This is a genomic window from Pseudoalteromonas sp. HL-AS2, from assembly GCF_031198805.1.
GTDB lineage: Bacteria > Pseudomonadota > Gammaproteobacteria > Enterobacterales > Alteromonadaceae > Pseudoalteromonas > Pseudoalteromonas nigrifaciens.
In genome coordinates this window covers 840853-853809 of the sequence record NZ_CP133571.1, presented here as the reverse complement: position 1 = coordinate 853809, position 12957 = coordinate 840853, and the positions used below count along the sequence as shown (strand labels likewise).

9 protein-coding genes are annotated in these 12957 nt (G+C 40.1%); 2 read left to right on the top strand and 7 right to left on the bottom strand.

Features of this window, described 5'->3' with window-relative positions; genetic code table 11:
- Nucleotides 1-70: 70 nt before the first annotated feature.
- Complete coding sequence (locus tag RB215_RS04020; protein ID WP_179807102.1) at nucleotides 71-1504, bottom strand: sigma-54 dependent transcriptional regulator; 1434 nt, start codon at nucleotides 1502-1504, stop codon at nucleotides 71-73.
- Nucleotides 1505-1878: 374 nt separating this feature from the next.
- Here RB215_RS04020 and fliS point away from each other — a divergent pair, with 374 nt between their 5' ends.
- Both fliS and RB215_RS04010 read left to right on the top strand, forming a co-directional pair.
- Nucleotides 1879-2280, top strand: coding sequence for a flagellar export chaperone FliS (fliS, locus tag RB215_RS04015; protein WP_309216920.1), 402 nt, complete (start codon nucleotides 1879-1881; stop codon nucleotides 2278-2280).
- 6 nt (nucleotides 2281-2286) lie between these two features.
- On the top strand, nucleotides 2287-2586 hold the full coding sequence (locus RB215_RS04010) for a hypothetical protein (RefSeq protein WP_011327478.1): 300 nt from the start codon (nucleotides 2287-2289) through the stop codon (nucleotides 2584-2586).
- 508 nt (nucleotides 2587-3094) lie between these two features.
- Here RB215_RS04010 and fliD read toward each other — a convergent pair.
- The 6 genes from fliD to flgK form a co-directional block, all read right to left on the bottom strand.
- On the bottom strand, nucleotides 3095-4507 hold the full coding sequence (gene fliD / locus RB215_RS04005) for a flagellar filament capping protein FliD (RefSeq protein ID WP_309216919.1): 1413 nt from the start codon (nucleotides 4505-4507) through the stop codon (nucleotides 3095-3097).
- Between the two features lie 80 nt (nucleotides 4508-4587).
- Nucleotides 4588-5004 carry a flagellar protein FlaG gene (locus RB215_RS04000; protein ID WP_309216918.1) on the bottom strand — a complete coding sequence of 139 codons (417 nt, stop codon included), beginning with the start codon at nucleotides 5002-5004 and terminating at the stop codon, nucleotides 4588-4590.
- Between the two features lie 164 nt (nucleotides 5005-5168).
- Nucleotides 5169-6575 (bottom strand): flagellin, encoded by a 1407-nt coding sequence (locus RB215_RS03995; protein WP_375144257.1) that lies wholly within the window; start codon nucleotides 6573-6575, stop codon nucleotides 5169-5171.
- Between the two features lie 297 nt (nucleotides 6576-6872).
- Nucleotides 6873-8687: a flagellin gene (locus tag RB215_RS03990; protein ID WP_309216916.1), complete on the bottom strand. Its 1815-nt coding sequence runs from the start codon at nucleotides 8685-8687 to the stop codon at nucleotides 6873-6875.
- A gap of 995 nt (nucleotides 8688-9682) precedes the next feature.
- Nucleotides 9683-10942 (bottom strand): flagellar hook-associated protein FlgL, encoded by a 1260-nt coding sequence (gene flgL / locus RB215_RS03985; protein ID WP_309216914.1) that lies wholly within the window; start codon nucleotides 10940-10942, stop codon nucleotides 9683-9685.
- 2 nt (nucleotides 10943-10944) lie between these two features.
- On the bottom strand, nucleotides 10945-12957 hold the full coding sequence (flgK, locus tag RB215_RS03980) for a flagellar hook-associated protein FlgK (protein WP_309216913.1): 2013 nt from the start codon (nucleotides 12955-12957) through the stop codon (nucleotides 10945-10947).

The window sequence follows — 12957 nt, the reverse complement described above, 5'->3', positions numbered from 1 at the left end:
GCTGTGCTTGGTTATTTTTTACCTAAAGCCTGAACCCTGACACCTAAAACCTGATAGCTACCCTTAGCTTTTAATCTCTCGACAAGTTATATTTTTTCATTTTTTCGACCAAAGTAGTGCGGCGTACTCCGAGTATTTCGGCGGCGCGAGCAACTACATAATCAAAGCGCTCTAATGCTTGAGTAATTAAGTTAATTTCTAGCTCGGCTAAGTATTCTTTAAGCTCAATCCCTTCGCTGGGTAACAAGCCTGAATCTGCTGCTGTAGAGTGTTCGGGCTCATCGTCATAATCGCTAAAGTCGGTGCTAAATATGTCGTTAAAAGCATCGCGCTCCATTAACTCTTCTGGGTACTGCGGTTCATAGGCTTCAACTTCAATATAACGATACTTAGCCGGTAAATCAGGAACATCTACCACTTTTTCTGGGAACATTATCACCATTCGCTCAACTAAGTTTGCAAGCTCGCGAATATTACCCGGCCAACTATGTTCTTTTAAACTCTCGACCGCGCGCTCAGTAAACTTAGCGGTTGAGCCGCTTTGCTCATTAACGCGGCGCATTAACTCTTTTAATAACAGCGGTATGTCATCGGCGCGCTGAGTAAGCGACGGGCTTTCAATAGGGAATACGTTTAATCGGTAGTATAAATCTTCACGAAACGTGCCTTGCTCTATCATAGTTTCGAGGTTGCGATGGGTTGCGGCAATAATACGTACATCAGCCTGAATCGCTTTAGTGCCGCCTACTCGCTCATAACTGCGCTCTTGCAATACGCGCAGCAACTTAACCTGCATTTGCAGCGGCATATCGCCTATTTCATCTAAAAATAGCGTACCGCCTTGCGCCAGTTCAAAACGCCCTTTACGAGCAGAAATTGCCCCTGTAAATGCGCCTTTTTCATGGCCAAACAATTCACTTTCGAGCAACTCCCCCGGAATCGCACCACAGTTAACTGGTACGAAAGGCCCTTTAAGGCGTTTAGACAATAAATGTACGTTACGCGCCACCACCTCTTTACCTGTGCCCGACTCACCTAAAATAAGCACATTAGCATCGGTTTTGGCTACTTGCTCAATTAAAAAGCGCAGGTCTTTAACCGCAGATGTTTCACCTACTAGGCCATCAAAAGTATTGTGTGGTTTACTGTGTTTGTGCTCAATAGGCAACATGCGCTGATATTGTTGACAGTCGTGTAATAATTGCGTGGTTATTTCGTGGCTAAATGGCTCACAAATTAGCCCCACTACATTAGCAATACTCAGTAAAGGCTTGAGTGTTTCGCCAATTAGCAAAAAAGGAAACGTAGGGTAGCGCTTAATTAAACTTTCGTGATCAAGTGCCTGCAATGCACCTAAAATTACAATGCATTCTTTACTTTGATACTTACTACACGCTTGCTCAAAGTCGGCTTCCGTTTGTAATTGCACCGCTTCACCTATAAAAGTAAGTGAGGCATATAATCCTATCGAGCGATTGTTATTATTATCTAAAATTAAGATCATATTTAGCGGGCCATTCATTTCACTAATTTATTTTGTTAATCAAATTGTAAGCCAGTTGAAATTGTATGCAAGCACTAGTGGCGACTTTTTGACATAAACGCCAAAAAACAGACACTTTAATTAAAGCAACAATACTTAAGGATTAACCATTAAGTATTAAGGTTATAAAGGCCCCCTACATTCGCATAATAAATTAATCGCAAAGCTTAATACTTAAATTAGAGATATAAAGTCACTTTATAATAAAAATATTCACTAATATTTACTTAAGTTGCCGCCTTAAATGCCGATAAGTAAGTATATATAAAATGCTTGGCATTATAATTGCTGGCATTGTATTAATATTTTTAGTTATCAAAATTTAGGATCTTCTCATGGCACATGCATCAATTAAAAAATACGGTCAAGTTCGTGCAAGCAGCATTAGCGAAATGACACCTTACGAACAAATAAACCTAATTTTTAGTAACATTATTGGGCGCTTAGCTGCAACCAAAGGTTTTATTGAACGCAAAGAAATTGAAAAAAAGGGCGAAAACATTTCAGCCTGCATTTTACTTTTTGGCGCATTACAAGACGCACTTAATTTTGACGTTGAGCAAGGCTCAGAAATTTCAGACAACTTATTAGCGTTATACGACTATTGCCAGCGTACACTAACTAAAGCTAACTTAAATAACGATACAGCAGCAATTATGGAAGTTTCTAGCATAGTGAAAGAAATAAAAGAAGGGTGGAATAATATTCCTGCTAGCGAACGCTCTCCTGCAGTTTAATTTATTATGCCTTTAATAACTGACCAACAGCCAGCAGAGCAAATTAAACAATTGCTCTGCGAGCTTGAAACACTGGTAAATAACAACGATGCTGACGCAGCAGCTTTACAGCTTGAAGCGTTAAATACGTGTTTAAAAAGCTGGTGCGAAAGCGCTGAGCAGCCAAGTAGTGACGAGCTTATAACAACACAAGCGCATATTAATGCTATTTTAACTCAAGCTAATATCCATAAAGACGACTCGTTTAAAGCCTTGTTAAAGCATAAAAAGTCAGACAAAGCGATCAGCGCTTACAAAAGCACTTAAAAAGACAGTTAGCATAATAAGAAGTAAATTAAACGATGGTGTTGCCCACTTTTCTTCTCTAAAGCGCAGCGCCTCTTAATATCTTTTTGTGAATAAATTATTTAAAGATCATTTTGCACAAAGAGAAAACAATGAGAGTAAATGAGAAGTAAATTAAACACATAATTGAGTGTCTTTTTTCTTCTCTAAAGCGCAGCGCCCTCTTAACCTCTTTGTGAATATATTTACTTAAATCAAATATGCATAGCGAGGGAGGACGCGGGGAATGAGAAGTGAGTTAAACAAGTAATTTAGTGCCTTTTCTTCTCTAAAGCGCAGCGCCTCTTAGCCTCTTTGTGAGTAAATCACTTAAAGCCTTTTTGCACTGTTTTAATCTGTTTAACGCAAAAAGTGCGGTATTGTTGTGATTAAATAAAGCCGCACTTATATAACTAACAACTGCCCTTTGGTAAGCTCAGTATTTGCCTTAGCCTAAAGCCTAGTATATTCCCTAAAGCCTAACCCTTAACTACTTAGACTTTCTAACTACGCCTGGCATATTATCTAACTGAGATTGAAGATAACTACTGGTTGAATTTAAGCCTGCTACTAATAAATCCATGCTGTTGTACTGCGCATAAAGGCGCGACTCTAACGACTGCATTTTACGTGCAAACGATACTCGTTCGTCATCAATCCCACGAAGCTGACCTTCTTTACTCTCTATTCTGTTTTGAATTAAGCCATCTGACTTAGTATAAAAGTTCATTAGCTCATCAAACGATTGGGCAAAACCGCCTTCGTCTTTATTTTCGTCAATAAAAAACTGCTGTACTAAATCAACATCATTTTTTACTTGCTCGTCTAAGCGTTCGCTATCTAAGCTTAACTTACCGTATCTGTCGGCTTCAACACCCAACTGCGATAGCGATAAAGAGTTACCATCGCCTAAGTCAACACTGTTGGTAATTTCTTGCCTTAACTTTGACATAACACCACGTAGCAGAGAATCACCCGCCATTACGCCAGCACCATCTTCGCCAGATTTACCTAAATTCTTACTTAGCTCTAACAGCTCGTTATAACTTTCGATAAACCCATTTAAGCCAGCTTTTATATTATTGTTATTTTCTTTAACGGTTAGCTTACTTAGGTCATCGTCTACACCTTGTGCTTTTTTAGCGGTAATAGTCACGCCATCAATCACGTTTTTAAATTCGTTAGTACTACTAGTTACTGTTACTGTGCCGTCAATAGTTATTGACGCATCAACAGCGGCAACCACTTCGCTCACATTTTTTATTCCTGCAGGTGCAGGGTCAAATGCTAAACGCGAAAGGCCTAGGGTATCGGTGTTGTTAGCATCGTCATCGGCCACTGCAATTTTAATTTGGTTTTCTACACCACTGGTTTGAGCCGAAAATACTAAGCGCTGGCCTGTGTCATCGGTAATTATGGTGGCGTTTATACTTTTATTATCTTTACTGTTGTTTATTGCATCGCGCACTTCGCTTAGCGTTGCAGTGTCTGATACTGCAATATCAAAGCTATTATCGCCCGAGCTTAACGTCATGGTGCCGGCACCAACAGGGTTGGTGGCATCAAACGCACTCGACATTATTTTATGCTCAGTGGCTAAATTATTTACTTTTACCGAGTAACCACCTGGTTGGGCGTCTTTATCTGAGCTAAGCGATATAAAATCATCATTACCCGATGTCGTACGTTTTTGATAGTTATCAACGTCGCCTAATGCACTCATCGACTCTTGTACTTTTTCAAGCGCAGCTTTAAGCGCACCCACAGCGGAAATATCGGTAGTTAAGTTAGCTTCTTTTCTATTTAAACGTGATTCAAAAGGCGCTTTTTCGGCATTAACCAATGCACCTACAATTTCAGATACTTGTAAGCCTGAACCTAAGCCAGTAAACGAAATAGCCATGTTTATACCCCTTTACACTATTAAATAAAAAACAAAAAACTTAAAAAACGCAGCTGCTATTTAGTTATATACTTATATAGCTATACCGTTTGGTCAATTAATAAACCCGCAGTTTCAGACAACTTAGACACTAAACTTAACACTTCTTCCGAAGGATACTGCTTAATAACCTCACCACTGGTTTTATCGAGTACTTTAATTACATCGCGACCTGAATCTTCATCAACTTTAAACTGTAAGCTCCGGTTCATTTCGCCCATAAAGTCCTGCAATTGTTGCGCCACTTTTTCAAGCTGTTCACGCTCTAGCGGTCGTTGCTGCTGCGTAGCAGTGTCTGCATTACTTTGATACTGCTGTACTTGTGAAGCACTTTTTTTAACATCATCAATGGCACCAGTAGTTAATATTGTACCGGCTTGCCCTGCTTTACTTTCGCTAGCTTGCCCTGCGTTACTTGCTGTTACTAAAGCTTCTGCGCCTGAGGTAATTGTATTCATAACGCCTCCTAAATAGTTTTAAACATTGTACACTATTTATAAATTAGCTTAATTTAGTAAGTTAAACGACAAAAGGAGATGAACAAAGCCATCTCCTTTTTTAAATTACTAATACAGACTTTTGGTATTAGTTAGCTATTAATAAGCTAATGCCTAATGAACTATTAACCTAATAAGCTAAGTGCTGCTTGTGGCAACTGGTTCGCTTGAGACAAGATTGACGTACCAGCTTGTTGCAATATTTGATTCTTAGTCATCTCTGCTGTTTCAGTTGCAAAGTCAGTATCTTGAATACGGCTACGTGATGCAGATACATTTTCTTGAATATTAGCAAGGTTACTGATTGTGTGACCAAAACGGTTTTGTACAGCACCAAGGTCAGCACGTTGCTCATCAATCTGGGCGAGTGCACCATCTATGATATCAATAGCGCTTTGTGATCCAGCTTGTGTTTCTAAGTTAACTGTTTCAACACTTGTGAATACCGCTTGAGCTGTTACAGCGGTTTCAGTACCGTCTGTTACGGTAAAGTCAGTATCAGATGATAATGTAATAGTTTCTTTTGCAGCTCCCGTCGCACTAGGAGTTGGTGTTGTTGCGTCAGATTCTGTAACTGAAGTTGTAACACCATTTGCATTAGTAAATGTAACCGTTGCTGCTGTAGCACCAGTAGTTGTGCTATCGCCATCATCATAATCGCTGAATTTAATATCAGTACCATCAGCTTTAGTTAATGTAAGCGTACCAGCGTCATTGGTTGCTATTATACTCCCATCACCAAATTCTGCATTAATAGCAGTAACTGTTGCATCAACATCAGCACCTGCAGTCACCGTCTTATCGTCTAATTTGAAAGTAACTCCATCAGCAAGTGCGCCTAGTGTTGCAGTAGTTTCCTCTGCTGAAGTTAGTGAAGCTGTAACGCCATGTACAGCGGTTGCAGCATTTATAGCATCGACAGCAGTATCTCCGTCAGCATTAGCGGCTACTGTTATTGTCGTACCACCTATAACAACATTACCTGTACGAGCATCAGCAAGTTCAGTACTAGCTACATTCGAACCTATTTTGTCTGCTGCAGTACTACTTAAGCTAACTTTAATTATTTCGTTAGCGTTTGATCCAACTTGGAAGTCTCTAGAACCAAAAGTGCCATCTAGTAACTGCTGACCACCAAACGAAGTAGTGTCAGAAATACGGGTTAATTCAGACTGTAATGCTGATACTTCTTTTTGCAGTGATTCACGGTCTTCTGTAGAGTTTGAACCATTTGCAGATTGTAATGCTAGTTCACGCATACGTTGAAGTATATTGGTTGACTCACTCATAGCGCCTTCAGCGGTTTGAGCCATTGAAATACCGTCGTTAGCATTACGCTGCGCTACACCTAAACCATTAATTTGCGATGTTAAACGGTTTGAAATTTGCATACCTGCCGCGTCATCTTTTGCGCTGTTGATACGCATACCTGATGACAAACGTTCCATTGAAGTTGCTAAATTAGAACCTGATTGCGATAGGTTACGCTGAGCGTTTAGTGAAGATACATTTGTGTTTACTGAAATCATAATAAAACTCCTGATTACTTTCGTAATGTTGCTATTTTAATTTAACCAAGAGCTGTCACAAATGTATGCTCAGCTCCGTACTGATTAAGTTAACGGCAGGAGATAAATTATCTTTAGGAGTATTTTAAAAATAAATTAGTTTATTTGTTTAATAAAACGTAACCAGCTGTTTTAAAATAAAAAAGTTACTTATTAATTTTTATAGCGCATAGGGTTATGTTTCAAATAATTTTTTCTATCACAAAAAACGCACTTCAAATTGAAGTGCGTTTATATAAACAGTTACAGTAAAGTAAATAATTAGCCGCCTAATAAACTAATTGCTGCTTGTGGAATTTGATTCGCTTGCGAGAGTATTGACGTACCCGCTTGTTGTAATATTTGATTTTTAGTCATTTGCGCTGTTTCTGTCGCAAAGTCAGTATCTTGAATGCGACTACGTGATGCAGATACGTTTTCTTGAATATTAGAAAGGTTACTAATTGTATGCCCAAAGCGGTTTTGAGCCGCACCTAAGTCAGCTCGTTGTGAATCAATTTGAGCAAGTGCACCATCAATTATAGATATTGCACTTTGTGATCCCTTCTCTGTAGTCAGATCAATATCCCCTACATTGTTTAATTCAGAAGATGCCGCTACTGCTGTTCCAGAACTTGCATCTAAGACGGAAAATGTTTTAGAGGATGATAACAATACTTCTGATGAAGTAATAAGCACAGGATTAGCCGCTGCGGCCGCTGCATTAACTAGTACACCTTCTTTTAGTTCAGTGTTATTTCCTGAAGAGTCTTTAAAAGTAGCGGAGTTCTCAGTTGATCCATCAACGTCTGCATAATCTGTAAGAGTAATATCAACACCAGCGGTACCTCTTAAAGTCAGTTCACCAGTACTACTATCGTGAGTTGCTGTGATTCCTGTAGTACTACTTTGAGCATTTATAGCAGTCTCAAGAGCAGACTGATCAGTAGTAGTTACGCCCAGTACTGTAATCGGTGTACCGTTTAAACTAAAAGATATATCACCATCTATACTTGGAGGGCTAAGCGTGGCTTTAGTTTGAGTTGCTGGAGTCACTACAGTCGCTTCAGAAGTTACATTCTCTATCCCACCTTCGGTTAATGTAGTGTTATTACCTTGGGAGTTTGTGAAAGTAGCTGAATTATTAGTTGCTCCATCAACGTCTGCATAATCTGTAAGAGTAATATCAACACCAGCGGTACCTCTTAAAGTCAGTTCACCAGTACTACTATCGTGAGTTGCTGTGATTCCTGTAGTACTACTTTGAGCATTTATAGCAGTCTCAAGAGCAGACTGATCAGTAGTAGCTACGCCCAGTGCTGTAATCGGTGTACCGTTTAAGCTAAAAGATATGTCCCCATCTGCATTAGGAGGTCCTAATATAGCTGTAGTTTGAGTCGTAGGATACTCTTCTACTTCTACCAATGATGCAGTAATTCCATGCTCATTACTGAGTGCATTTATTGCCTCTGCCTTTTCTGTTGCGGTTGCACCAGGCTCAATAGCTACATCTGTGTTAATATCACCTGTAGTAAAGGTAATATTGCCACCAATAACAGTGTCTATTCCAACATTAGTTTGATACTTCCCTATTTTTTCTGCAGCTGTATTACTCAAGCTAATTGAAATAGTTTCATTTGCATTTGCACCAACCTGGAAACTTCTGGTCCCGTATGACCCGTCTAATAATTGCTGACCACCGAACGATGTAGTGTCGGAGATTCGTGTTAATTCTTCTTGTAAGGCAGACACTTCTTTTTGCAATGCATCACGGTCTTCACTTGAATTTGAACCATTAGCAGATTGCAGGGCAAGCTCTCGCATACGTTGTAGTATATTAGTCGATTCTTGCATAGCGCCTTCTGCAGTTTGCGCCATTGAAATACCATCATTAGCATTTCGCTGCGCTACCGCTAAGCCATTTATTTGCGATGTTAATCTGTTTGAAATTTGTAGGCCGGCTGCATCATCCTTTGCGCTATTGATACGCATACCTGAAGCTAAGCGTTCCATTGAAGTGGCTAAGCCCTGACCTGATTTAGATAAGTTACGTTGTGCGTTTAGTGACGACACATTAGTATTTACTGTTAATGCCATTTTACCATCTCCGAGTGTTAAACAGGATGTGGTTCAAAATGCTTTTGCAGGAACCACTATTAGATGTAGTTAATAAAGCAGGTTTTGTGCCAACTCACCCAACAAGCTCAACGCATTGTTTTTAATGAAAAATATAAATATTAAACTGAGTTTTAGAGTGAAAGTGAGCTTTATAATGGAAGGTTAATAAATAGTGACGTTTTTTTGCCGCTTGGTTAGTGGAAATATTCGGGGGCGATTACCGGGGTATAACATGTTTTTACTTTAGTGTTTTTTCTTCTCTAAAGCGCAGCGCCTCATAACCTTTTTGTAAGCAAAGTATATAAATATTATTGCGCACAATGAGAGTAAATGAGGAGTAACTTAAACAGGTAATTTATATATTTTTTCTTCTCTAAAGCATAGCGCCCTTTTAGCCTTTTTGTGAATAAAGCATTTAAATATTATTGCGCACAAAGAGAAAACAATGAGAGTAAATGAGGAGTAACTTAAACAGGTAATTTATATGTTTTTCTTCTCTAAAAGCGCAGCGCCCTCTTAGCCTTTTTGTGAGTAAAGCATTTAAATATTATTTTGCACAAAGAGCAAACAATGAGGGTAAATGAGCAGTAACTTAAACACATAATTTATGTGTTTTTTCTTCTCTAAAGCGTAGCGCCCTCATAACCTCTTTGTGAATAAATTTACTAAACCCATTTGCACAAAGAACAGTAAATTTCAGATAGTCGAAAACCAAAAAGCGCGGTATAAAACCGCGCCTCCATCAACAAAAACGCCTAGCTTGGCTTGTTTTTGCCTAAAACCTGATACCTAACACCTAAAACCTGCTCTTTCACACCGTGCTTGGCTTGTTTTTGCCTAAAACCTGATACCTGACACCTAAAACCTGCTCTTTCACACCGTGCTTGGCTAATTTCTACCTAAAACCTGCTCTTTCACACCGTGCTTGGTTAATTTTTTCCTAAAACCTGATACCTAAAACCTGCTCTTAACCTTTAAATATAATCAAATAACGAGAGTTTGGCTAAGCGGCCAAAGGTGGCTTGCGATGCTTGTAGTGCGGTTTCTTGCTGAGTGAGTTCGCTAATTGCAGCAGCCATATCTACTTCAAGCAGGCTTGAACGATTACTTTGATTTTGAATGTCTAACGCAGAGTTAGAGTCGGTTACTCTTTCTAGTACATTCATCCGCCCACCTAAACTCGCTTGGGTAAACACAACTTGTTCGCTGGCATTTTGTAACTGCGTTACGCCATCGTTAAGGACTTGCTGAAAATCATCCCCCGCAAGCGTGCCATTATTTAAACCTGTAATTAAGCCCTGTAGCGTATTTAGTGCATTTTCTTTGTGGGGTTTTTCTAGGCTAAAATCGAGCTGCTGCCCAGGTGTAGCGCCGGTTAACTGAATTTTCATTCCGGCAAACTCTATTGGCTCGTCGGTTACATTTCCGCTAACTGGTGGTATTTGCGCTACTCCATCACGTAAAATTTCATACTGATCCGGATCGCCAGGGTTAGCACCAGCAGTAACCACTACATTAAAAGTATTTGCTGTGGCTGACACTAAAGGGTCTGGATCAGGGTTATATTGCTCTTTATGAAACTGATCGAAAACACCTTGTTTATCTACATAAACAGAACCCGTAAGCGTACTTGATGCATCGCCTGTGTTAGATGATACATCGAGGCGTGCCTTGGTTTTTTCAAAGGTGTCGTAGCCGTTGTCGCTAGATTTAATCGACACACCTTCGGCAATAGTAATTTTATGCTGGCCTTGATCGCCTTGGTAATTGTACTTGCCGCTAGCGGCATCAAACTGATACGGTTGCGTGCTGTCTTGGTAGCCTGAAAATATGTATTTACCGTCTTCTGAACGGGTGTTCATTAAATTAGCTAACGTTTTTTGTATTTCGGTTAGCTCCGACGCTAACGACTTTAAGTCGTCTTTATTGTATGCGCCATTACCTGCTTTTAAGGCAATATCTTTAGCCGCTTGAATACTTTCGTTAATACCTTGCAGTACGCTTTCTTCGGTTTTGAGTCGGCCATTGAGCTGGTTAATATTTTTTGTATATTGCTCATTGCTTTGTATTTTATTGGTATACAGCATAGCTTGCGATATGTCGGCAGGCGCTTCTGAGGTAGATAAATACTTTTGCCTAGTATTTACTCGCTCTTGTGCGTTTGCTACGCCATTTTGATTTTGTAATATTTTATTAATGCTGTTTTGATACATTAAGTTATTTGATAAACGCATAATTACCTCGTGGCACTAAGTAAAGTGTCAAAAATAGAACGTGCAGCAGAAAGCACCTGAGCTGAAGCCGCATAAGATTGTTGAAAGCGCAGTAAATTGGCCGCTTCTTCGTCAAGGTTTACCCCAGATAACGACTCGTACCAAGCCTCTGACTGCTGTGCGAGTGCGTCGAATGCTGCGCCGTTTGTTTTAGCTTGGCCTGTTACCACGCCAATGTCGGTTACTAATCCGGCATACGCTTGGTTAAACGTTTTATGGTTATCGGCATCTGAGCTTGAAACAACATTTTGACGCACCAAATCACCATTTTGTAAATCGGCTAATTTTAAGCCATTGCGGTTATCGTCAAAGCCGCCTTTGTTAAACTCTAACGTAAAGCTATCGCCTGTTGCTGGCGAGCCTTCAATATCAAAATCAAAGCCATAACCGTCATAAGGAGCACCAAGGCCAGCCAAAACATTTTTACCTGGTGGTGCAATAGTAATTGGCACATTGGCACCGTTTCCATCGCTAATTAAGTAATCATTTGTACCCGCTGCTTTAACAATGGTTATATCTCCATTAGCGAGTGCAGGAGGAGTCGTAGTTGTAAAACCACCAGCGGTAACACTACTCACACTGCCAGCAGAAATAGCGCCGCTACCGGTATTATTAACCCCATCGGCGGTGCGTATTGGCGATGCTAACGCTAGGTCTTCACCGCGCCCAGTTGTTAGCGATATATTTGCTGCGGCTTCTGAATTGAGCTTAATTTGAAATTTATCGCCTTCATTACCAGCACCAGCCATAGTTAACTGCAAGCCAAATAAATCAACACCAGGGTTATTTGCCGAGTTAATTTCACCGCCTACAAATGTTGCTGTTGTAGCGGCGCCTAATGGCTCGCCTTTATTATCTACTGGCTGAATACTCACTTCGTTTGGGTTTGCGGTATAAGTCACAATAAAATCACTGGCAGGTAAATTACTGCCTTTGCCGGGCTCTACTGTTGCACTAACACCCGCACCGCCGGTATTAGCTTGATAGGCAAACCCTTTTGCCGTAGGTATATTGAATATATCGCCACCCAATTTACCGTTAGCATCCATTCCCAAGTGATTTTGCTGATTAAATGCATCAGCCAACGCTAAACCCATTTGGCCTATTTGATTTTGTGCAGGTACTAAAATATCGTCTCTGAAGGCAAGTAAACCACCTATTTTGCCTTTTAATTTACTGGCATCAACTTCAAGCGGCACAGCTTTGCCGCCATTTACATCTAAGCGCAGTTCTTTAAAATTTGGATCGGGGTCGCCGCGCATCGAAAACAAGTTAAACGAGCCGTTTTGCATTACAACCGCTTCACCGCTGCCCATAAAAACGAGCTTTTCACCATTAGGGCCGTCAAGCGTTTCAATGTCGATTAACTCTGATAAATCGCGAATCGCTTTATCGCGCTCATTATATGTGCCGCTTGCAGCTGATGCGTTGTTAGTACCATTAACACCAGCAATTTGTTGGTTTAACGATCCTATTTTTTGAATTAAGGTGTTGGCTTCATCGGAGAATATTTCGAGCTGCTCATTTACAACATTTTTTTGATCCAGCACTATTCCCGACAACCTATCCATTTGGCTTATTAAGCTGTCGGCGTTAGTCATTACTAACGAACGTGCAACCGTTGACGATGGCTGATTAAGCGCTTCTTGCACGTTATTAAATAGCGAATTAATACCGGTCGATAAGCTATTCGCTTCTTGCGAAAATAAGGTGTCGACCCGGTTTGCTTCACTTACAAACTGATCAAAAAACGTTTTATTTGAGGTGTCTCGGTTTAATTGTTTTTGTGCAAATTCATTAAGCAATCTGTAAGTATTACCTTTGCCAACTTGATTGCCGATCATGGTGCCATGCTCTGTACGCTCGCGCACATAGCCATCGGTATTTACATTAGTAATATTTTTACTGGTTGTTTGCAACAGATCAGTGTTTGCTCTTATTCCTGAATTAGCAATGTTTAATAAATTAAACGACAT